This window comes from Micromonospora sp. NPDC047730, from assembly GCF_043204765.1.
Taxonomy (GTDB): Bacteria; Actinomycetota; Actinomycetes; order Mycobacteriales; family Micromonosporaceae; genus Micromonospora.
Genome location: NZ_JBIDCU010000005.1, coordinates 82,572 through 105,172 on the forward strand (window position 1 = coordinate 82,572; position 22,601 = coordinate 105,172).

Here is a 22,601-nt window from a genome sequence, read left to right on the forward strand (position 1 = left end):
CCGCCGTGTCGAGCCGACCCTCCCCCTCCCCCGACCCGGGCCGCCCCGACCGGCGCGGGGACCAGGGCGAGGAGCGGCTGTCCGGGGGCTTCATCGCCGAGGTCGTCCGCGTCGGCGACACCGTCCGGCGTACCCCGCCGCAGAACGCCGACTTCGTCGCCGCGCTGCTGCGGCACCTGGAGCGGGTGGGCGCGGACGTCGCGCCCCGCCACCTCGGCACGGACGAGCGGGGCCGGCAGGTGCTCAGCCACGTCGACGGTCGGGTGCCGTGGCGGGACCGGGAGGACCCGGCGTACTTCGCCGACCCGGCGTTGACCAGGCTGGCGGCGCTGGTCCGGCGGCTGCACGACGCGTGCGCCGGCAGTTCGCTCGCCGGGGACGCCGAGACGGTCTGCCACCGCGACCTGTCCCCGAAGAACACGGTGTACCGCGACTCTTCCGCCGGCCCGCTGCCGGTGACGCTGCTCGACTGGGACCTGGCCGGTCCCGGCCGGCGGATCGAGGACGTGGCCTTCGCCGCCTGGCACTGGGCGGAGCTGGGGCCGGGCGGCGACCCGGCGGAGCTGGGCCGGCGCGCCCGGCTGCTCTGCGACGCCTACGAGGCGGCCGGCCCGCGGCCGCTCGTGCTGCCCCGCGCCGACCTCGTGGACGTGATGCTCGACCAGCTCGACGGGACCTGGCGCGGCATCGCGGCCGGCGCGGACCGGGGCGAGGAGGCCATGCGCCGGCTCCGCGCGGCGGGCGCCGCCGACGCCGTACGCGGCTGGCACGACTGGCTGGCCGACCACCGCGAAACGGTGACGGCCGCACTGCGCTGACCGCCCCCGAGCCCGCACGCCGCGCACCCCGGAGCACGCCCGCCGTCCCACCCGGGCAGGCCCTGTCCGGACGCCAGGGCGCAAGGAAGGGACCCTTCCTATGCAAAAAGCGATAGGAGGGGGCCCTTCCTTGCACCGAGTCAGACGACGACGGAGACCGCGCGGCCCTTGACCACGATGACCTTGCGGGGCTCCCGGCCGGCCAGGGACGACGCGACCGCCTCCAGGGCCGCCGCGCGGACGGTCTCCTCGGCCGCGTCGGCGGCGACCTCGACCCGGCCCCGCACCTTGCCGTTGACCTGCACCGGGTAGGTCACCGTCTCGGCCACCAGCAGCGCCGGGTCGGCGGTCGGGAAGTCCGCGTACGTCAGGGAGGTGTCGTGCCCCAGCCGACGCCACAGCTCCTCGGCGATGTGCGGGGCGAACGGCGCCACCATCAGCACCAGCGGTTCGGCCACCTCGCGCGGGGTCTCCGCCAGTCGGGTCAGCCCGTTGGTCAGCTCGATCAGCTTGGCGATGGCGGTGTTGAACCGGATCGCCTCCATGTCGCCGCGGACCCCGTCGACGACCTTGTGCAGCAGCCGTCGGGTCGCGTCGTCGGCGGGCGCGTCGGTGACCCGCAGCGCGCCGGTCTGCTCGTCGACGACCGCCCGCCAGACCCGCTGCAGGAAGCGGTACGAGCCGACCACCGCCCGGGTCTCCCACGGGCGGGACACCTCCAGCGGGCCCATCGACATCTCGTAGACCCGGAAGGTGTCCGCGCCGTACGCGGCGCACATCTCGTCCGGGGTGACCACGTTCTTCAGGGACTTGCCCATCTTGCCGTACTCGCGCTTGACGGCCGTGTCGCCCAGGTAGAAGCCGCCGTCGCGCTCGGTCACGTCCTCGGCCGGCACGTAGGCGCCCCGGGCGTCGGTGTACGCGTACGCCTGGATGTAGCCCTGGTTGAACAGCTTGCGGAACGGCTCGAACGACGAGACGTGCCCCAGGTCGTACAGCACCTTGTGCCAGAACCGGGCGTACAGCAGGTGCAGCACGGCGTGCTCGGCGCCGCCGACGTACAGGTCGGTGCCCCCGCAGTCGCCCTCGCCGCGCGGCCCCATCCAGTACCGCTCGTTCTCCGCGTCGACGAACCGCTCCGAGTTGGTCGGGTCCAGGTAGCGCAGCTCGTACCAGCAGGAGCCGGCCCACTGCGGCATCACGTTGGTCTCGCGGGTGTAGCGCTTCGGACCGTCGCCCAGGTCCAGCTCCACCTCGACCCAGTCGCGCCGGCGCGACAGCGGGGTCTCCGGGTCGCTGTCGGCGTCCTCCGGATCGAAGGTGCGCGGCGAGAAGTCGTCCACCTCGGGCAGCTCGACCGGCAGCATCTCCTCCGGCAGCGCGATGGCGGCACCGGTCTCGTCGTACACGATCGGGAACGGCTCGCCCCAGTAGCGCTGCCGGGAGAACAGCCAGTCGCGCAGCCGGTAGGTCACCGCGCCGGCGCCGTGCCCGTTGGCCTCCAGCCACTCGATGATCCGAGCCTTGGCGTCGGCGACCCCCAGGCCGTCCAGGTCCAGGCCGCGGTCGGGCGCGGCGCTGTTGACCACCGGGCCGTCCCCGGTGTACGCCTTGCCGTCGAAGCCCTCCGACGGCTGCACGGTGCGCACGATCGGCAGATCGAAGACCTCGGCGAACGCCCAGTCCCGCTCGTCCTGGGCGGGCACCGCCATGATCGCCCCGGTGCCGTAGCCGGCCAGCACGTAGTCCGCGATGAAGATCGGGATCTGCGCGCCGTTCGCCGGGTTGGTGGCGTACGCCCCGACGAAGACGCCGGTCTTCTCCTTCGTGTCGGCCTGCCGCTCGACGTCGGTCTTGGCCGCGGCCGCCTTGCGGTACGCCTCCACGGCCGCCCGCGGGTTGGCGTGCCCGCCGGTCCAGGCGTCCTTCGTCCCCTCCGGCCAGGCGGCCGGCACCAGCGCGTCGACCAGCCCGTGCTCGGGCGCCAGCACCATGTAGGTCGCGCCGAAGATCGTGTCCGGCCGGGTGGTGAAGACCTTGATGCGGGCTTCGCCCGCAGAACCGGAATCATGGGTCGAGGCCGCGAAGTCGATGTGCGCGCCGGTGGAGCGGCCGATCCAGTTGCGCTGCATCAGCTTGATCGGCTCGGGCCAGTCCAGCGTGTCCAGGTCGTCCAGCAGCCGGTCGCCGTACGCGGTGATCCGCATCATCCACTGCTTCAGGTTGCGCTTGAAGACCGGGAAGTTGCCCCGCTCGGAGCGGCCGTCGGCGGTGACCTCCTCGTTGGCCAGCACGGTGCCCAGCCCGGGGCACCAGTTGACCGGCGCCTGCGACACGTACGCCAGCCGGTGGTCGTCGACGACTGCCCGCCGCTCGGCGACGGACAGTTCCGCCCACGGCCGGCCGTCGGGCGTGGGCCGGTTGCCGCCCTCGAACTCGGCGATCAGCTCGGCGATCGGGCGCGCCCGCTTCGCCTCCGTGTCGTACCAGGAGTTGAAGACCTGCAGGAAGATCCACTGGGTCCAGCGGTAGAAGTCCACGTCGATGGTGGCCACCGAGCGGCGCTCGTCGTGGGCCAGGCCCAGCCGGCGCAGCTGCGCCTTGTAGCGCTCGATGTTGGCCACGGTGGTGGTCCGGGGGTGGGTGCCGGTCTGCACCGCGTACTGCTCGGCGGGCAGGCCGAACGCGTCGAAGCCCATCGCGTGCAGCACGTTGCGCCCCGCCATCCGCTGGTAGCGGGCGAAGCAGTCGGTGCCGATGTAGCCCAGCGGGTGCCCGACGTGCAGGCCGGCGCCCGACGGGTACGGGAACATGTCCAGCACGTACAGCTTCTCCGCCCCGGCCCGGGGGTGGCCGGGGTCGGCCAGCGGGCCGGTCGGGTTCGGGGCGTGGAAGGTGCCCTCCCGCGCCCAGACGTCCTGCCAGCGGTGCTCGATCTCCTCGGCCAGGGCCGCGGTGTACCGGAACGGGGGAATGTCGCCCACCGCTGCTGCCTCACTCATGGCGTCTCCTCGCTTCGCTCGTCGCCGCCGGCCACGCCACGGCCGGGCTGGATGCTGACCTCGCTCGGCGCGGTCATGTCGGTATGGATCGGGTCTGCTCCCCCGGCGCGCCGTGCCGTCGGGGCCGGCGCCGGGGCCGACCGCCGGGGCGCCCGGCGGAGGGCACAAAAAAGCCCCTCGCGCAGGAGGGGCCGCCGTGCTGTCGCGCGTCAGCGCATCAGCACGGCCCGGTAAGGAGCAGGAAGAATCCGGCCATGACCGGGAGTGTACCCGCCGTCCGGTCCCGCGCGTCGCCCGCTACCACCGGTCGGGACGCGGGCCCCGTCCGAAACGCCCCCGGGCGCGCCCTTCGTGATCATGGACGGCACCCCGAGCGACGCGCGGATCCCCCGACCCGGCGAATATTCGGGGCGTAACCGACGGTCCACCTGCGGGGGTCGGCGACAGCGACAAACATGGTTAGCCTGAGAGACCAATGAGATTCCTGCGGCAGACGAGGCTCGGCGTCGCGAACCCAACGGCGGGTCCAGCTGCTCTATACAGAGCTGCCGTCCGGCGACGAGGAGGAGGCCCGTGACACAACAGACCTGGGACGAGGTGGGCGGCCTGTTGCCGCACGACGAGTTCCGCGCCGCCAGCGAAGCCATCGTCTCGAACATCGAGCAGGTCATCGAGGGCAAGACCGCCACCGTGCGGCTCGCCCTGGCGGTGCTGCTCGCCGAGGGGCACCTGCTCATCGAGGACGTGCCGGGCGTCGGCAAGACGAAGCTCGCCAAGGCCATGGCCCGCTCGATCGACTGCTCGGTGCGCCGCATCCAGTTCACCCCGGACCTGCTGCCCAGCGACGTCACCGGCGTCAGCGTCTACAACCAGGAGACGCACGACTTCGAGTTCCGTCCCGGCGCGGTCTTCGCCAACCTGGTCGTCGGCGACGAGATCAACCGCGCCTCGCCGAAGACCCAGTCCGCGCTCCTGGAATGCATGGAGGAGCGGCAGGTCACCGTCGACGGCGTCACCTACCAGCTCCAGACGCCGTTCATGGTCGTCGCCACCCAGAACCCGATCGAGATGGAGGGCACCTACCCCCTCCCCGAGGCGCAGCGCGACCGGTTCACCGCCCGCATCGCCATGGGCTACCCCGACCCCAACGCGGAGCTGGCCATGCTCGACGGGCACGGCGCCACCGACCCGCTGGACGAGCTGCGGCCGGTCTCCGACGCCAACACGGTGCGGCAGCTCATCGCGCACGTCCGGCAGGTGCACGTCGCCGACGCCGTCAAGCAGTACGCGATCGACCTGGTCACCGCGACCCGGGAGGCCCCCGACCTGCGCCTCGGCGCCTCCCCGCGGGCCACCCTCCAGCTGCTGCGCACCGCCCGCGCGGTCGCCGCCCTCGAGGGGCGGGACTACGTCCTCCCCGACGACCTGCAGGCGCTGGCCGTGCCGGTGCTCGCGCACCGGATCATCCCGACCGCCGACGCCCAGCTGGCCCGGCGCACCACCGACGCGATCGTCTCCGAGCTGGTGCACCGGCTGCCGTTGCCGCACGACCGCAAGCGCTCCCCGTACGACACCCGACCCACGGGCGAGGGCAACGGCCGAGCCCCCTACGAGCCGCGGAGGCGGTGACGTGCGAGACGGGCTGCGAGGGCTGACGACCCGCGGCCGATCGTTCCTGGCGGCCGCGGTCGCGGCCGCGATCTCGGCCGGCATCCTCGGCGAGAAGGACCTGCTCCGGGTGGCCGTCCTGCTGGCCGTCCTGCCGCTGCTCGCCGCCGCCTACGTGGGGCGCAGCCGCTACAAGCTGGCCTGCAACCGGTCGCTGGACCCGCACCGCACGCCCGTCGGGGCGAGTTCCCGGGTGGTGTTGCGGTTGCAGAACCTGTCCCGGCTGCCCACCGGCACCCTGCTGCTGGAGGACCGGCTGCCCTACGCGCTGGGCAGCCGGCCGCGGGTGGTGCTGGAGCGGCTCGGCGCCCACCAGGCCAGCTCGGTGGCGTACACGGTGCGGGCCGACGTGCGCGGCCGCTACGAGGTGGGCCCGCTGGTAGTCCGGATGACCGACCCGTTCGGGCTGTGCGAGCTCAGCCGCGCCTTCCCGAGCACGGACCACCTGACCGTCATCCCGCAGGTCACCCCGCTGCCCTCGGTACGCCTGCCCGGCGAGTACGCGGGCAGCGGCGACAGCCGGGCCCGCTCGGTCGCCGTGCACGGCGAGGACGACGCCGCCACCCGGGAGTACCGGGTTGGCGACGACCTGCGCCGGGTGCACTGGAAGTCGACCGCGCGCACCGGCGAGCTGATGGTGCGCCGGGAGGAGCAGCCGTGGGAGAGCCGGGCGACCGTCGTGCTGGACACCCGCGCGTACGGCCACCGGGGCGACGGGCCGACGGCGTCCTTCGAGTGGGCGGTCTCCGCCGCCGCGAGCATCGCGGTGCACCTGCGGCAGGCCGGCTACAAGCTGCGCCTGGTCACCGGCTCGGGGGCCGACGTCGACGCCTCCGAGGCCGCCGGCGACGGGCTGCTCCTCGACCAGCTCGCCGAGGTCGGGCTCGACAAGAACGTCGAGCTCTCCACGCTGGTGCAGCGGGTCCGGCAGCGGGCGGACGGCGGCCTGATCATCGGCCTGTTCGGCTCGCTGGGCACGGCCGAGGCCGAGCTGCTGGCCGGGCTGCGGGGCAACGGCGCGACCTGCGTCGGTTTCCTGCTCGACAGCTCCACCTGGCTCAACCTGCCCGCCAAGGCGCGGGCCGAGGCCGACCACGCGCACAGCGCCGCCGCGCTCGCCCTGCTGCGGAGCGGCTGGCGGGTGATCGGGGTCGACCACGGCGCCCGGTTGCCGGCGTTGTGGCCGCAGGCGGCCCGCGGTTCGCAGGGCTTCGCCCTGCGGGCGGCGATGGCCGAGACGGTGGCCGGCGGCGTGCGATGAACGGAAGGGTCCCCTCATGATCGCCCACCGGAACCTGGGCTTCGTGGCCGCCGCGGCGACGCTGCTCGCCGCGGCGCCGCTCTCGGCCATCTTCGAACGCTGGACGTGGCTGATCCAGGCCACCATCGCGGTGGCCGTGGTCGCGGCCGTGGCCGCGCTCGCCCGGCTGGCACGGATGCCGCTCTGGGGGCAGGTGCTCGGCATGCTGGCCGGCCTGACGCTGGCCCTGACCTGGCTCTTCCCCGGCGGCACCGAGTTGCTCGCCTTCCTGCCCACGCCGGCGACCTTCGCGCATTTCGGCGACCTGTTCAGCGGGTCGCTGGAGGACATGCGCTCCTACGGCGTCGAGGTGCCCGACACCGACCCGCTGCTGTTCATCACCGTGCTGGGGATCGGCGGCGTGGCGGTGGTGGTCGACGTGCTCGCCGTCGGGCTGCGCCGGCCGGCGCTGGCCGGCCTGCCCATGCTGGCCATCTACTCCGTGCCCGTCGCGGTCTACGTCGACAGCGTCCCGCCGGTGCCGTTCGTCGTCGGCGCCGCCGGCTACCTCTGGCTGCTGGTGACCGACAACGTCGACCGGGTCCGCCGGTTCGGCCGGCGGTTCACCGGCGACGGCCGCGACGTCGACGTCTGGGAGTCCTCGCCGCTGGCCGCCGCCGGCCGGCGACTCGCGGTGGTCGGCGTGGCGCTGGCCGTGGCGCTGCCGCTGGCAGTGCCGGGGATGACCGGTGGGCTGCTCGACACCCTGACCTCCGGCTCCGGCGACGGCAACGGCAGCGGGCGCCCCGGGCAGGGCGGGGCCCCGGGCCGGATCGACCTGTTCGCGGCGCTGAGCGGGCAGCTCAACCAGTCCGAGGTGGCCGACCTGGTCAAGGTCACCACCAACGAGCCCAGCCCGTTCTACCTGCGCTTCGGCGTCGCCGACGAGCTGAAGTCGAGCGGCTTCGACGTGGGCAACCCCCGGGGCCGCTCCGTCGAGAACCTGCCGACACCGTCCGGCGAGGGCGTCGAGCAGCGGACGTACCGGGCCACGGTCGAGGTCACGAAGAACCTCACCATGCCGCTGCTGCCGGTCTACACCGAGCCGGTGCGCACCGAGGACCTGAACGGCAACTGGTTGTACGACCCGAACCTGCAGGTGGTCTTCTCCAACCGCGACAACTCCCGCGGCAAGCGCTACGCGTTCGACTACGTGCGCTCGACGTACACCCCCGAGGCGCTGCAGCGGGCGCGACCGCTGCCGTCGGACCACCCGGTGCGGCGCGCGCACCCGGCGCCACCGCCGATTCCCGAGGTGGAGGAGCTGGTCCGCACCCTGGTGGCGGGCAAGAACACCGAGTACGACAAGGTCCGCGGGATCTACGACTACTTCTCCGCCGACAACGGCTTCACCTACTCGTTCAGCACCAAGGGCGGCACCAGCGGGCAGGAGATCGTCGACTTCCTCAACAACAAGGTCGGCTTCTGCCAGCAGTACGCCGCCGCGATGACGTGGCTGGTCCGGGCCGCCGGGATCCCGGCCCGGGTGGCGTTCGGGTTCACCAACGGCAGCAACTCCAGCGGCGGCACGTACACGCTGACCAACCGGAACCTGCACGCCTGGACGGAGGTCTACTTCGACAGGGTCGGCTGGGTGCCGTTCGACGCGACCCCCGCGATCGGCGTGCCGGGTTCGACGCGGTCGGTCTGGGCCCCCGACATCGACGCCCCCGAGGACGACGCGCCGGCCCCGGGCCCGTCGGCCCCCGTCGGCGAGACCGACCCGTCGGCGGGCCCGCGGGGCCCCGAGGGCCCCGAGGAGGACCCCGACTCCGGCCTGGCCGTCGGCGCGGCGGCCCCGGCCGAGCAGGCCCCCGTCTGGCCCTGGTACGCGGCCGGCGCGGTGCTCCTCCTGCTGGCCCTGCTCGCCCTGCCGGCGCTGCGCCGGCTGGCCCTGCGGAGGCGGCGCAGCGGCCCGGCGACGCCGGCCCCGACCGCCGTCCGGGCGAGGGAGGCCGGCGACGCGCCCGCCGACGGGCAGCGAATGGTGTTCCTGGTGGACGCCGAGCGGGCCCGGGCGGACGCGCACGCCGCCTGGGACGAGCTGCTCGACACGCTGGTGGACTACCGGGTGCGGGTGGACCGGACGGAGACGCCGCGGGCCACGGCCGACCGGCTGTCCCGGGAGGCGCTGGCCGCCGACGCCGAGGCCACCACGGCGGTACGGCTGCTCGGCCGCGCCGAGGAGCGCGCCCGCTACGCGCGCGACCCGCTCACCGGCGAGCACCTCCCGCCGGCCCTGCGCACCATCCGCGGCGCGCTCGCCGCGCGGGCCGACCGGCGTACCCGCCTGGTGGCGGCGGTGCTGCCGCCCTCGGTGCTGCTGCGCTGGCGACTGGCCACGGCCGACGCGTCGTCCCGGCTGCTGGCGGCGGGCGCGCGCGCCCGCTCCCGACTGCTGCGCTGGAGCCCGCGCCGCCTGCTGGCCGACCGCATGGCCCGCTGACGCGCACGCCCACCGAACGGGCCGGGAGCGGCGACGCCGCCGTTCCCGGCCCGTTCCCGTCGCGGCGCGGGCTGCCGCCACCGAGGCAGGCGGGCGGAGGGCAGGACGGGGAAGCGCGGGCACCAAGGCCACGGTGCCTTGACGGCGCGGAGCGTCAGGGGCCGGCCGGTCTCGCTGTGGCGACTGACCACGGCGAACGGCGAGCCGGCGGGGTGCGCGAAGCGTCAGAGGCCGCTGAGGCGGGCCGTGGGCGCCCGACATGTCGGAGGCCGCCGGGGCGAGCGCAGGCGCGGAACGTCGGAGGGTGCCCGGGGCGGGCCCAGGGGCGCACGGAGACGCCTCAGGTCGCCGGGCGTGCCGGCGACGCGGTTCGTCGTCGCGGTGGTGCGACCCGCCTCAGCGGCGGGCCGGGCTCAGCGGTGCCCCTCCGGGCGCTGCCGCCACCGGTCCTCCATCCGGTCGAGGATCGAGGGCCGCCGACCCGTACGACCGCGGGGGCGGCGACGACTCGTCGTGCCTCCCACGACGTGCAGGTCAGGTGACTGCGCCCGACGATGCGACTGCACCGCGAACGCAGCCGAGGCCAGCATGACGACAAAACCCGCCACTGCCAGCGGCGGAGTCTTGATCACCGCGCCATAGACCAACAGGGCCAGCCCAGCGATGATCACGCCGGCAGCGACGAGCAGGCGACGCCGCGCGTGGAAACGCGGATCGCTGGCGCGCACGGCCGAGGCGAATTTGGGGTCCTCGGCAAGCGACCGCTCGATCTGCTCGAACAGCCGCTGCTCGTGCTCCGAGAGCGGCACGGCACTCCTCCCCGGTCACGTGGGTCGGCCCGGTCGGGCCGACAGACCGTGGCAGCCAACCGGCTGCTTACCCGCAAGTCTACGAGGGCCCTCGCGCGTCGGAAAGCGGGACGACCTACGGCCGGGGTGGATTTTCATTTCGTCGCCCGTCCCGGGCCCGGAGCAGACTGGCCGGACCTATGACGGACCGCCCGAAACGGGCAGCCGCGGCGTCGGCGGCAGCTTCCGCCTCCCGCCAGCCGCGCTCGGGCGCGCCGAGGGCGAGCTGCCTCGGGGTCTCCCGCGCCGGGGCGAGGCCCTCGACGCGGACGCCGACCAGGCGGATGCGCTCGCCCGGGTCGAGCGCGGTGTAGAGCGCCCAGACCGTGTCGAAGATCTCCCGGGCGACGTCGGTCGGCACGCCCGACGTGCGCGACCGGTTGACGGTGCGGAAGTCGGCCAGCCGGACCTTCAGCGACACCGTCCGCCCGACCTGCCCGGCCCGGCGCAGCCGGGCGCCCACCTTCTCGGCGAGGGCGAGCAGCGCCCGGCGGATCTCCAGGGGATCGGCCACGTCGGCGTCGAAGGTCACCTCCGCGCCGATCGACTTCTCGACCTGCTCGGGGCTGACCCGGCGCGGGTCCCGCCCCCAGGCCAACTCGTGCAGGTGGGTCGCGGACGCCTCGCCGAGCGCCTTGCGCAGCATGCCGACCGGCGCCTCGGCGAGGTCGCCGATGGTGGCCAGGCCGAGCCGACGCAGCGTCTCGGTGGAGCGCTCCCCCACCCCCCACAGCGCCGACACCGGCAGCGGGTGCAGGAAGTCGAGCACCCGGACGGCCGGGACGACGAGCAGCCCGTCGGGCTTGGCGCGGGTCGAGCCGAGCTTGGCCACGAACTTGCTCGGCGCGACCCCGACCGAACAGGTCAGCCCCTGTTCCCCGGCGACGCGCTCGCGGATCCGCCGGGCGATGGCGGCCGGGGAGCCGAAGAGCCGCCGGGCCCCGGCCACGTCGAGGAACGCCTCGTCGAGTGAGAGCGGCTCCACCAGCGGGGTGACGTCCCGGAAGATCTGCATGACCGCCCGGGAGGCCGCCGAGTATTGCGCGAAGTCCGGCGGGAGGTAGACCGCGTGCGGGCAGAGCGCGCGGGCCCGCGCGGTGGGCATGGCGCTGCGGACGCCGTAGCGCCGGGCCTCGTAGCTGGCGGAGCTGACCACCCCGCGCGGGCCGACCCCGCCGACCACGACGGCCCGGCCGCGCAGTTCCGGCCGGCGGCGGACCTCGACCGAGGCGAAGAACGCGTCCATGTCGACGTGCAGGATCGGGCAGCCGGAGTCGTCGGCGTCCGGCCCGAACCGGGGATCGCCGCCCCGGGGCAACGACTGGCTGCGACCCATCCCCGCAGGTTAGCGGGCGCCCCCGACATGCCGCCCGGACGACCGGCGGCGTGCGCCTCGTGCGGGCGGTCGAGGGGTTCGCCCGGCAGGGGCGGGCGACGGCGGCATCGCCCGCCCGCGCCCGACCGGGCCGGGCGGGCGGGCCACTCCGCGGGGCGGCCGGCCGTCAGCCGCGTACGACCAGCAGCGGGATGGTCATCTCGGCCGCGGTGTCCGCCCCGTGGTACGCGACCAGCCGCGACACCATCGGCGGCTCCGACCGGGAGGCCGTCACCGCGTACGTGGCGTTGCAGACGACCACCACGTCGCCGATGCGGAGCAGGTGCTCCTCCGGCACCGGCCCGAACCAGCCGGAGGCCACCACCTCCTCGCGGGTGCGGACCCGGGCCGCGGGGCCGAGCACCGCCGTCCAGGCGGCCACGACGTCGTCCCGGGCCCCCGGCGTGACGTGCAGGTAGCGGACCCGGGGCTCGCCGGCGACCACCGCCACCCCGGCGCGCAGCCGGGGATCGGTGTCCAGGTCGACGCGGTGCCCGGCCGGCACGTCGAGCTGGCCGTGGTCGGCGGTGACCAGCAGCGCGGCGTCGGGCGGCAACCCGTCGACGAGCCGGGTGACCAGCCGGTCCACCTCCGCCGCGGCGATCCGCCAGGGCGCCGAGTCGACGCCGGTGAGGTGGCCGTGCCGGTCCAGGTCCGGGTGGTAGCCGGAGACCAGGGTGGGCCCCGGCCCGGTGGCCAGGGCGGTGAGCATCCGCGCGGCGAGCGCGTCGACGCCGGCCGCGCCGCGGTAGTCGCCGCCCCGGTTGGCGGCCACCGTCAGCCCGCTGCCGCCGAACTCCGGCCGGCTCACCACCGTCACCGCGACGCCGGCCGCCCGGGCCCGTTCGAGCTGGGTGCGGACGGGCTGCCAGCGCCGCGGCTCCGGGTCGGCCGCCCACTCGATGTGGTTGAGCACCCGGTCGGTGCCCGGCACCCGCAGGGTGAAGCCGAGCACGCCGTGCGCGCCGGGCGCGGCGCCGGTGCCCAGCGTCACCAGGCTGGTCGGCGTGGTGGACGGGAAGCCGGAGGTCAGCGGCCGGCCCACGGCCGCGGCGAGCCCGGCCAGGGCCGGCGCGTACGGCGCGGCGGTCGGGATCTGGTGCCAGCCGAGGCCGTCCACCAGCAGCACCGCCACCCGGCGCACTCCGGCCAGCGCGGCGCCCAGCCCGAGCGGGTCGGTGGCGCCGGGCACGCCGAGTACGGCGAGCGCGCTGGGCAGGACGTCGGCGAGGCTGCCGCCGCCGTAGCGCGGCCCGACGATCTCCAGCGGGTCGGTCACGGGCGCCGGGCGAACAGGTGCAACTGTGCGGCGAGGTCCCGCCAGGGGGGCCGCCCGGCGAGCGCCCGCTCCAGCTCCACCAGCGCGGCCGGCTGACCGTCCGCGACGGCGGCCGGGAGGAGGTCGGCGAGCACGCGTACGCCGTGGATCTCCTCGACCACGAGCCCGGCGGCGCCGAGCAGCGCGGCGGCGGTCTCGGCGTCGTAGCGCCGGCGCAGCGTGTCCCGGGCGCCCGCGGTGCCGGCCGGATCGGCGGCCAGCGCGGCGGCGACGTCCAGGTGCCCGTTCATCGCCCGGCCGAGCACCGCGGCGGCCCGGCCGGCGACCAGCACACTCGCGGCGCCGCCCGGGCGCAGCGCGGCGGCCAGCGCGGCCACCACCGGTGCCGGGTCGTCGACCACCTCCAGCACGGCGTGGCAGAGCACCAGGTCGGCGCTGCCCGGCTCGACCAGCCCGGCGAGCGCGTCGCCGTCGCCCTGCACGGCGCGGACCCGCTCGGCGACGCCGGCCTCGGCGGCCCGGCGGGTCAGCGCGGCGAGCGCGTCGGGACTGGCGTCGACCACGGTCACCCGGTGCCCGGCCTGGGCGAGCGGGACGGCGAAGCCGCCGGTGCCGCCGCCGACGTCGAGCACGGTCAGCGCGGTGTCGCCACGGCGCTCCAGCTCGGCGCGCAGCACCGACCAGATCACGGCGGTACGGGGGGTCAGCGGCGGCCCGGCGAGCCGGCCTGGGGTCTGCTCCACCCGGTCGAGCCTAGTCACCCGGTCCAGCCCCGACGGGGACCGCCCGGGGAGGCGGTCAGGACTCGCCGGTGGCGCCGTCCTCCTCGGCCCGCGACCGCAGGGCGTTGGCCACCGGACCCTCGGTGATCTCGTACTCGCGCGGTTCGGTGTGGTGCGCCGGGGTCCAGCCGGCGTTGAGCCGGGTCCGCCGGGAGTTGGCCACTCCGCCGCTGTATCCGTGATTCCCCGTCATCGGTTCATTCCCCCTCGTGCCACGCGGGCCGCTCTGCCCGCGCGAGCAGGAGTCTCCCGCCATCGGCGGCGAAAAACCGTAATGTGGATCACTGTCGTCAACGGAAATCGCGCGATGCCGGGCTGACCGGCGGCTCGATGACGTCCAGCCGGTCGGCGGTGAGGTTGGTGACTCCCTCGTGCCGCTGCAACCGGCCGCGCACCACCAGCGCCGCGCTGGTGCGGGCGACTCGACGGTAACGCTGCCAGAGCCCCGGGGAGCAAGTGACATTGAGCATCCCCGTCTCGTCCTCCAGGTTGAGGAAGGTGACCCCGCCGGCGGTCGCGGGGCGCTGCCGGTGGGTGACGATCCCGCCGACCCGGATCCGCCGACCCGGCTCCACCCGGCCGAGCCGGGCGATCGGCACCGCGCCGAGGGCGTCGAGCTGCGGGCGGATGAAGCGGGCCGGGTGGCTCTCCGGCGACAGCCCGGTGGCCCACACGTCGGCGACCAGCCGGTCCACCGCCTCCATACCGGGCAGGGTGGGCGCGGCCGCGCCGGTCACCGTGCCGGGCAGGCGGCCCGGCCGGTCCTGGGCCGCCGCGCCGGCCGCCCAGAGGGCCTCCCGCCGGGACAGCCCGAAACAGGCGAAGGCGTCCGCGGTGGCCAGCGCCTCCAGCTGCGCGGCGGTGAGACCCACGCGCCGGGCCAGGTCCGCCATGTCGCGGTACGGCCCGCGCGCCGTCCGCTCCGTCTCGATCCGCTCGGCCACCTCGTCGCCGAGGGTACGCACGGCGGAGAGCCCGAGCCGAACGGCCGGGCCGCCCAGCCCCCAGGCGTGCGGCGGCTCCCCCGGCGCGCTGCCCCAGCGGGTCTGCGGGAGGGACTCCAGCACCGCCTTGGCGCCGCTGGCGTTGATGTCGGGCCGGCGGACCTCGACGCCGTGCCGGCGGGCGTCGTCGACCAGGGTCTGCGGGGAGTAGAAGCCCATCGGCTGGGCGTTGAGCAGCGCGGCCAGGAACGGGCCCGGGTGGTAGCGCTTGAGCCAGGAGCTGGCGTAGACCAGGTAGGCGAAGCTCATCGCGTGGCTCTCCGGGAAGCCGTAGCTGGCGAACGCGGAGAGCTTGCGGTAGACGTCGTCGGCCAGCTCGCCGGTGATGCCCCGCTCCGCCATGCCCGCGTAGAGGCGGTCGGCGATGCGGGCCATCCGCTCGGCGGAGCGTTTGGCGCCCATCGCCCGGCGCAACTGGTCGGCCTCCGCGGCGTCGAAGCCGGCCAGGTCGATGGCGAGCTGCATGAGCTGCTCCTGGAACAGCGGCACGCCGAGGGTCTTCTCCAGCGCGTTGCGCATCAGCGCGTGCGGGTAGGTCACCGGCTCCTCGCCGTTCTTGCGCCGGATGTACGGGTGCACCGAGCCGCCCTGGATCGGGCCGGGCCGGATCAGCGCCACCTCGACCACCAGGTCGTAGAACTCGCGGGGCTTCAGCCGGGGCAGGGTGGCCATCTGGGCGCGGCTCTCCACCTGGAACACCCCGACCGAGTCGGCCCGGCAGAGCATGTCGTAGACCTCCGGGTCGTCCAGCGCCATGCCGCCGAGGTCCAGGCTCATCCCGATCATGTCGTAGCCGTAGTGCAGCGCGGAGAGCATGCCGAGCCCGAGCAGGTCGAACTTGACCAGGCCGACGGCGGCGCAGTCGTCCTTGTCCCACTGGAGCACGCTGCGGCCCGGCATCCGCCCCCACTCCACCGGGCAGACCTCGATCACCGGCCGGTCGCAGATCACCATGCCGCCGGAGTGGATGCCCAGGTGCCGGGGGAACGTCTGCAGCTCGTTGGCGTACGCGACCACCTGCTCGGGGATGTCCTCGACGTCCACCGTCGCGACCGCGCCCCACCGGTCGATCTGCTTGCTCCAGGCGTCCTGCTGGCCGGGCGAGAAGCCGAACGCCTTGGCCACGTCCCGCACCGCCGAGCGGGGCCGGTAGGAGATGACGTTGGCGACCTGGGCGGTGTGCTCCCGGCCGTACCGGGCGTAGACGTGCTGGATGACCTCCTCCCGGCGGTCGGACTCGATGTCCACGTCGATGTCGGGCGGGCCGTCGCGCTCCGGGGCGAGGAACCGCTCGAAGAGCAGCCGGTGCCGGACCGCGTCCACGTTGGTGATCCGCAGCGCGTAGCAGACCGCCGAGTTGGCCGCCGAGCCCCGGCCCTGGCAGTAGATGTCCTGCTCGCGGCAGAACGCGACGATGTCGAAGACCACCAGGAAGTAGCCGGGGAAGCCCAGCTCCTCGATCATGTTCAGCTCGTGGTCGAGCTGTGCGTACGCCCTCGGGTGCGCCTCCCGGGGGCCGTAGCGCTCCCGCGCTCCCCGCTCGGTCAGGTGGCGCAGCCAGCTCATCTCGGTGTGCCCCGGCGGCACCGGGTACGCCGGCAGCCGCGGCGCGACGAGCTGGAGGTCGAAGGCGAGCTCGGCCCCGAACTCGGCGGCCCGGGCCACCGACCCCGGGTACGCAGCGAACCGGGCCGCCATCTCGGCGCCGCTGCGCAGGTGGGCGGTGCCGGCCGCGGGCAGCCACCCGTCGATCTCGTCCAGGCTGCGCCGGGCCCGTACGGCGGCGACGGTGGTGGCCAGCCGGCGCCGGCCCGGGGTGGCGTAGTGCACGTTGTTGGTGGCCACCGTGGGCAGGCCGGCCGCCGCCGCCAGCTCGGCGAGCGCGTCGTTGCGGTCGGCGTCGACCGGGTGCCCGTGGTCGGTCAGCTCCACCGCCACCGTCTCCGCGCCGAAGAGGGCGGTCAGCCGGTCCAGCTCGCGGGCCGCCGCGTCCACCCCCTCGGTGAGCAGCGCCGCCGGCACGTGCCCCTTGCGGCAGCCAGTGAGCACCAGCACGTGGTCGCGCAGCTCCGCGGCGACCTCCTCCAGCTCGCCGTAGACCGGGCGGCCCTTCTCGCCGCCGCGCAGCTGGGCGCGGGCGATGGTCGAGGCGAGCCGGGCGTACCCCTCGTGGCCGTGGGCCAGGAGCAGCAGGTGCCGCCCGAGCGGGTCGGGCTCGCCGTTCTGCGGGCCGGGCAGGTCCAGGGAGAGCTCGGCGCCGAAGATCGTCGGCAGGTGCAGCGCGCGGGCCGCCTCGGCGAAGCGCACCACCCCGTAGAAGCCGTCGTGGTCGGTGACGGCGAGCGCGGTGAGCCCCAGCCGGGCAGCCTCCTCGGCCAGTTCCTCGGGGTGGCTGGCGCCGTCGAGGAAGCTGAAGTTGGTGTGGGCGTGCAGTTCGGCGTACGGCACCACGCCGTCGGGGCGGGTCAGCTCCGGTGGCTGGTAGTGCTCCCGCTTGCGACTCCAGGCGGGAGAGTCGCCGCCGTCGGCGTCCACGGCCAGCGGGTCGACCACGTGCAGGTGCCGCTCGTCACGCGACCGGCCGCCCTGCCCGTCGGCCCGCCCGGCCCGGGGTTTCCGGCCGGAGAGCACGCGTTCCAGCTCCGACCAGGGCAGCTTCGGGTTGTGGAAGCTCATCGGGGCCCCGCCGGGTTGACGTCCTGCCGCTGCCGCTCGGCGGCGACGCCCGCAGTCGGCCAGGCGCCCTCAGTCATAGATCGCCTCCACCAGCCAGTGCCCGGCCTCCACCGCGAGCAGCAGGGCCGTGCCGTCGGCCAGGCAGACCTGGAACCGGGCCCGGCGGCGGGCCTCGGCCGGCGCCCACCAGCGCTCGTCGACCGGCCACGGGCCGGCCCAGCCGACGATCTCGGCCGGCCGCGCGGTGCCCACGGTCAGCCGGGCCGGCGCGGCGCTGACCTGGAGCCGCGCGCTGACCACGACCGGCTCGCCGGCGGCGTCGTGCACGGCCGTGGCGAGCGGGTCGGGCAGCACCACCGCCGGCGCGGGCGGCGGCAGCCGGCCCGGCCACGGCGGCTCGCCCGACCGCGCCGACGGCCGGCCCGGCAGCGACGGCCGATCCGGCAGCGGCGGCCGGTCCGACAGCGGCGGCCGGTCCGACAGCGGCGGCCGGTCCGACAGCGGCGACTGACCCGGCCGATCCGGCAGGGACGACTGACCCGGCCGGTCCGACGGCCTGTCCGGCAGGGGCGGTGGGCCGGGGCGGGCCGGCAGGCGTTCGTCCCCCCACGGCACCAGGCGCACCTGGTCGCCGGGCGAACGGCCGCCGCCGAGCACCGCGGTGACCACGGCCTCGGGGCCGAGGATGCCCTGCACCCTGCTCAACGCCCGGTGTGCCCGCTCCCGCTCCTCGCCGGTCTCCCCCCACAGGCCGGGTTGCAGGCCGGCCTGGGCGATCACCCCGTCGGGGACCAACCGCAGCCGGATGATGCCCGCCGTCGGCCGGGCCGGGCGGGCGCCGCCCCGGCCGACGCCACCGGACAGCCAGCCGTCGAGCTGCCAGCGCACCCGGTCCGCGATGGCGGCCGAGGTGAGCAGCCCGTCGTGCCGCCAGACCCGGTGCAGCTCCTGGCCGTGCGCGGTGACTGCCTCGATGCCGAGGCGGGTGCAGGCCAGCCCGTGCGCGGCGAGCCGGTCGTGCAGCCGCTCGGCCAGCGCCCGGGCGGCGAAGGCCGCCGTGTCGACCCGGTCGAGCGGCTCGTCGTGGTCGGCGGTGACCGCGAGGTCGGCCGGGGGCTGCCGGACGGCGAGCGGACGGTGGTCCCGCCCGGCGGCCAGCCGGTGGGCGAGCGCGCCGTCGAAGCCGAACCGGGCCAGCACGTCGCCGGCGGGCAGCGCGGCGAAGTCACCCAGGGTGCGTACGCCGAGCCGGCGCAGCAGGTCGGTCAGGGCCGGCCGGCCGAGCGCCTCGACCGGCAGGTCGGCGAGGAACCGCGGTGTCGCGCCGGGTGGGACGACCTGCCCGGCGCGGGCGGCCAGCCCGGCGGCGAAGACCCCGTCGGCGATGCCGACCTGGCTCTCCACCGCGCACGCCTGGGCGACGTGCTCGACGATCCGCTCGGCGGCCGCCTCCTCTCCCCCCAGGTAGCGGCTCGGCCCCCGGGCCGCCACCGCACACGCGCCGGGACGCACCACCTCGACGCCCGCGACCAGTTCCTCGACCGCGGCGACCACCGGCTCGAACGCCCGGGCGTCCCGCCCCGGGTCGTACTCGACGACGGTGAGCTGCGGGCAGCGCCCCTGCGCCTCCCGTTTGCGCAGCCCCCGGCGCACCCCCTCGGCGCGCGCCCGCTCCGAGCAGGCGACCACCCGGTTGGCGTGCAGCACGGCGACCGGGCCGGTGGCGGGCACCCCGTCGACGATCTCGGCGGCGAGCACCGGCCAGTCCGGGCACCAGAGCAGCAGGGTCCGCACCGGCGCACCGGTCATGCCGGACCGACCAGGGTGAGCGGGCCGCGCCGGGAGGTGTCGGCGGACGCGGTGGCCGGCGGGGCGGACGCGGTGGCCGGCGGGGCGGACGCGGTGGCCGGCGGGGCGGACGCGGTGGCCGGCGGGGCGGACGCGGTGGCCGACGGGGCGACCGGGCGGAGCCGGCCGGCGGCCGACCGGCCGGTGACGGACCCGGCGGCAGGGCCGGGGGCGGAGCGGGGAATGACCCGGGTGAGCCCGTCCCCGGGCAGCCACATCTTGATCTCCTTGGGACGGGCGGCGGCCCCGCGCCCACGCGCCGAGACGGTGACCTCGCGGCGGCGCAGCCGGCCCCGGCCCGTCCCGAGCCCCTCCCAGGCTCCCCGGACCACCTGGAGGGTCACGTCCGCGCCGTCCCACCGCCCGTACGGGACGAGGACGCTGCCCCGTTGCCGGGCCCGGGCGGCCAGCCGGTTGGCGACCGAGGCGGAGACCGTCGCCGGCACGGCGGTGACCACGACGTCCACCCCGTCGATCAGCGCGGCGATGACGGTGGCCCACTCCGGGCCCGGGTGGGGCACCAGGGCGAGCCGGTCCAGGGCGATGCCGAGCTCGGCGGCCGCGCCCGCCCCGAACGTCGGCACCCCCACCACGGCGCACCACGAACCGGCCCGGGACGCCTCGGCGAGCAGCGCCAGGACCAGCGAGGTGCCGCCGCTGCGCCGGGGTTGACCGGTGGCGACCGCGATCGTGCTGCCGCGCCGCAGCCCCCGGTTGGGCAGCAGCCCGGTCAGCTCCGGGGCCACCGGCAGCACCCGGTGACCGCCCGCCGGATCCGGCGCGCTCGCCGGACGTACCAGAGCGGCCAGTGCGGCGGAACCGACCACCATCCGGCCCGCCATCGGACCTACCCCCCGTCGTGCTGTCGATCGGATGTGCGCGTGGCGCCCGGAGCCGCCTGGCTCCCCCCGCCGGGCGGCCCCGGGCGCCACGGATCAGGCGGCGAGGCCGTCGAGCGCCGGTTGGTGGGCCACGCCGAGCGCGGCCTCCACCACCGCGACGAACTGTTCGGCGGCGCGTAGCAGGTCGTCGGCCTCCCGGGCGGTCACGACCCGCGGGATGCCGGCCTCGGCGGCGGCGCGCTTGCCGGCGCCGAGGGCGAAGAACCGGGCCCACTCGTCGAGCTCGGGGGCGACACCGGAGAGCAGGACCCAGACGCTGGTGATCCGGTTGCGCCGGGCCGGGGCGGGACGCGCCCGGGCGGCGAGCAGGGCCGCCGCCGCGCGCAGCGCGGCCAGGTGGGCGGCCGCGTAGCGGAGGCCGTCGGGGCGGGTCTGGGCGGCCTCGGCCAGCCCGTGGCGGGCCACCGCGAGAAGCTGGGCGGGGGTGCGGTGCGGCAGCACGTGCGCCGGCACCGTCGGTGCCTGAGCCGGGTTGGTCGGCATGGGACTGTCTCCTCCACGTGGCCGAGCCGCCCCTGACGGCGGAGCTGGTCCGCCGACGGGACGCCGGGTCGAGTGGTGCGGAGGAAGACGCACCGGATGGGGGCCGGCCGGGTGTGGACGCTTCCCCACACCACACCCGGCCGGCACAACCGGCGGGTTCGTCGCCCGCCGCCCGGGGGTCGTGGGCGGCGGGCGACGCTCCTGCCTGACGGGCCGGGCTCGCGACTGCCCGGGACCCAGGTGCGGCCCGCGGAGCCGCACCGCCCGGGACCGGCGCCGCGAAACACCACCCCGGACTGTTTGGAACGGGCGTTCGAGGCAATCGAACACTCGTTCTAACTGCTGCTGACAGTACACCCTCCCTCCGACGAAAACGCAACGTGTGGCGCGCGGGAGTCGGCCGGCGTCCCCACACGCCACGCCCTGTCGGCGGCAACTCCCGGCACCCGCCGGCGCGGCCACGGCGGCGTACCACGCCAAGCCGGGCAGGGCAACCGAGGATCCGGGCACGCCAGCCCGAGCGGCGCACCGGCGGGCGATGCGACCGACGTAACGACTGGTTGCCCTTACGGCCCTGACGAGGGCGGCGGTAGCCTCCGCTCGTGACAACCCCCCGCCCCGCCCTCGGGGTCGCCATGGTGCTCGGCTCGGGAGCGCTGTTCGCCGTCAACGGCACGATCTCCAAGCTGGTGCTCCGCGCCGGCCTGGACGCACCGCAGCTCACCCTGCTACGCGCCGTCGGCGCCGTCACGGGGCTGCTGGCCCTGAGCCTGCTGCTGCGCCCGGGGGCGCGCCGGCTCCGGATCACCCCCCGCCAACTGCCGCTGCTGATCGGGTACGGGCTGACCGGCTTCTTCGCCGTGCCGATGCTCTACTTCGTCGCCATCTCCCGGCTGCCGGTCGGGATCGGGCTGCTGTTCGAGTACACCGCCCCGCTGCTGGTCGCCCTCTGGGCCCGGTTCGGCCAGCGCCACCGCGTACGCCCACGGCTCTGGGCCGGCCTGGCGCTGAGCCTGCTCGGCCTCGGCTGCGTGGCCGAGGTGTGGGGCGAGCTGAAGCTGGACGGCCTCGGCGTGCTCGCCGGTCTCGGCGCCGCGGTCTTCCTCGCCGGCTACTACGTGCTCGGCTCGCACGGCGTGGCGCGACGGGACACGCTGTCGCTGTGCACCTGGGCCTTCGGCGCCTCCGCCGTGGCGGGCCTGCTCACCCGCGCCGTCACCGTGGGTGCCGGCGGCTGGGAGCCGCTGACCGCCGACACCGACCGGGGCGTGCCGGTGGCGCTGCTCTGCGGGTACGTGGTGGTGCTCGGCTCGATCGTGCCGTACCTGCTGGTCGCCGGGGCGATGCGGCACCTCCCGGCGACCAGCGTCGGGATCGTCGGCATGGTCGAGCCGGTGATCGCCTCGGCGGTCGCCTGGGTCGTCCTCGGCGCCGGCGAGGCGCTCAACACCGCCCAGCTCGCCGGCGGGCTCCTGGTGCTGGTCGGCGTCGCGCTGGCCGAGACGGCCCGGGTCGCCGCGCCCCGGGTCACCGCGCCGCCCGCGCCGGACGCCGTCGCCGTTCCCCACTGAGCCGACCGGCGCGGCCGGCCCGCGACGCCGTGCCGGCCGCGCCCCCGCGAAGGGAGTCGGCGTGGCCGGGTGAGCCGGCGACGGGCGTACCGGGAAGAATGGCGGCATGCAGCCACACCCGAACGTACGGGCGGTGCAGGACGCGCTCGACGCCGCAGGCGCGCGGGACGGGTCCGGCGCGCCGAGCGCCGTCCGCCTGCTGCCCGACGCGGTCCACACCGCCGCGGCCGCCGCCGAGTCGCTCGGCGTCGGGGTCGGCCAGATCGCCAACTCGCTCGTCTTCGAGGCGGACGGCGCGCCGCTGCTGGTGCTCACCTCCGGCGCGCACCGGGTGGACACCGCCGGCCTGGCCGCCTCCATCGGGATCACCCGGCTGCGCCGGGCCACCCCGGACTTCGTCCGCGCGCACACCGGGCAGGTGATCGGCGGGGTCGCCCCGGTCGGCCACCCGCGCCCACTGCGCACCCTGGTCGACACCGCCCTCGAGCGGTACGACGAGGTCTGGGCGGCCGGTGGCGTCCCGCAGGCGGTCTTCCCCACCACGTACCGGGAACTGCTGCGGGTCACCGGCGGTACGCCGGCCGAGGTGGCGTGAGCGA

The 22,601-nt window shown here is 75.8% G+C and carries 14 protein-coding genes and 2 pseudogenes; 6 read left to right on the forward strand and 10 right to left on the reverse strand.

Going from position 1 to position 22,601, the window contains the following annotated elements:
* Window positions 1–5: 5 nt before the first annotated feature.
* On the forward strand, window positions 6–818 hold the full coding sequence (locus ACGF5G_RS14450) for a phosphotransferase (protein ID WP_393262772.1): 813 nt from the start codon (window positions 6–8) through the stop codon (window positions 816–818).
* Between the two features lie 140 nt (window positions 819–958).
* Here ACGF5G_RS14450 and leuS read toward each other — a convergent pair whose 3' ends face one another.
* Complete coding sequence (gene leuS, locus ACGF5G_RS14455; RefSeq protein WP_393262775.1) at window positions 959–3,820, reverse strand: leucine--tRNA ligase; 2,862 nt, start codon at window positions 3,818–3,820, stop codon at window positions 959–961.
* Window positions 3,821–4,393: 573 nt separating this feature from the next.
* Here leuS and ACGF5G_RS14460 point away from each other — a divergent pair.
* From ACGF5G_RS14460 to ACGF5G_RS14470, 3 genes are read left to right on the forward strand one after another with little or no spacing between them, the layout of a single operon-like run.
* Entirely contained in the window at window positions 4,394–5,449 is a 1,056-nt protein-coding gene (locus ACGF5G_RS14460) for a MoxR family ATPase (RefSeq protein ID WP_350712104.1), read from the forward strand.
* Between the two features lies 1 nt (window position 5,450).
* Window positions 5,451–6,749, forward strand: a complete 1,299-nt coding sequence (locus tag ACGF5G_RS14465) for a DUF58 domain-containing protein (RefSeq protein ID WP_393262778.1) — start codon at window positions 5,451–5,453, stop codon at window positions 6,747–6,749.
* A 16-nt stretch (window positions 6,750–6,765) separates the two neighbouring features.
* Window positions 6,766–9,234, forward strand: coding sequence for a transglutaminaseTgpA domain-containing protein (locus ACGF5G_RS14470; RefSeq protein WP_393262781.1), 2,469 nt, complete (start codon window positions 6,766–6,768; stop codon window positions 9,232–9,234).
* Window positions 9,235–9,647: 413 nt separating this feature from the next.
* Here ACGF5G_RS14470 and ACGF5G_RS14475 read toward each other — a convergent pair whose 3' ends face one another.
* The 9 genes and pseudogenes from ACGF5G_RS14475 to ACGF5G_RS14515 form a co-directional block, all read right to left on the reverse strand.
* Window positions 9,648–10,043 carry a DUF3040 domain-containing protein gene (locus tag ACGF5G_RS14475; protein WP_350685819.1) on the reverse strand — a complete coding sequence of 132 codons (396 nt, stop codon included), beginning with the start codon at window positions 10,041–10,043 and terminating at the stop codon, window positions 9,648–9,650.
* Between the two features lie 115 nt (window positions 10,044–10,158).
* Window positions 10,159–11,418 (reverse strand): DNA polymerase IV, encoded by a 1,260-nt coding sequence (locus tag ACGF5G_RS14480; protein WP_393262782.1) that lies wholly within the window; start codon window positions 11,416–11,418, stop codon window positions 10,159–10,161.
* A 166-nt stretch (window positions 11,419–11,584) separates the two neighbouring features.
* A complete protein-coding gene (locus tag ACGF5G_RS14485; RefSeq protein ID WP_393263302.1) occupies window positions 11,585–12,781 on the reverse strand; it encodes an alkaline phosphatase family protein in 1,197 nt (398 codons plus the stop codon).
* A complete protein-coding gene (locus ACGF5G_RS14490; protein ID WP_393262785.1) occupies window positions 12,733–13,497 on the reverse strand; it encodes a methyltransferase domain-containing protein in 765 nt (254 codons plus the stop codon). The genes ACGF5G_RS14485 and ACGF5G_RS14490 overlap by 49 nt, the downstream gene beginning before the upstream one ends.
* A 37-nt stretch (window positions 13,498–13,534) precedes the next feature.
* The gene (locus ACGF5G_RS14495; RefSeq protein WP_350712112.1) at window positions 13,535–13,711 is read right to left on the reverse strand and encodes a hypothetical protein; all 177 of its coding nucleotides are present in this window, start codon (window positions 13,709–13,711) and stop codon (window positions 13,535–13,537) included.
* A 97-nt stretch (window positions 13,712–13,808) separates the two neighbouring features.
* A complete protein-coding gene (locus ACGF5G_RS14500; protein WP_393262787.1) occupies window positions 13,809–17,198 on the reverse strand; it encodes an error-prone DNA polymerase in 3,390 nt (1,129 codons plus the stop codon).
* Window positions 17,199–17,267: 69 nt separating this feature from the next.
* Window positions 17,268–19,007, reverse strand: a pseudogene (locus tag ACGF5G_RS14505) (DNA polymerase Y family protein).
* Window positions 19,008–19,123: 116 nt separating this feature from the next.
* Window positions 19,124–19,888: pseudogene (locus tag ACGF5G_RS14510) on the reverse strand (hypothetical protein); the annotation flags it as partial.
* 93 nt (window positions 19,889–19,981) lie between these two features.
* Window positions 19,982–20,431, reverse strand: coding sequence for an SAV_6107 family HEPN domain-containing protein (locus ACGF5G_RS14515; RefSeq protein ID WP_350712116.1), 450 nt, complete (start codon window positions 20,429–20,431; stop codon window positions 19,982–19,984).
* A 602-nt stretch (window positions 20,432–21,033) separates the two neighbouring features.
* Here ACGF5G_RS14515 and ACGF5G_RS14520 point away from each other — a divergent pair.
* A complete protein-coding gene (locus tag ACGF5G_RS14520; protein WP_393262790.1) occupies window positions 21,034–22,002 on the forward strand; it encodes a DMT family transporter in 969 nt (322 codons plus the stop codon).
* Window positions 22,003–22,108: 106 nt separating this feature from the next.
* Window positions 22,109–22,597 carry a YbaK/EbsC family protein gene (locus tag ACGF5G_RS14525; protein WP_393262793.1) on the forward strand — a complete coding sequence of 163 codons (489 nt, stop codon included), beginning with the start codon at window positions 22,109–22,111 and terminating at the stop codon, window positions 22,595–22,597.
* The last annotated feature ends 4 nt before the right edge of the window (window positions 22,598–22,601 follow it).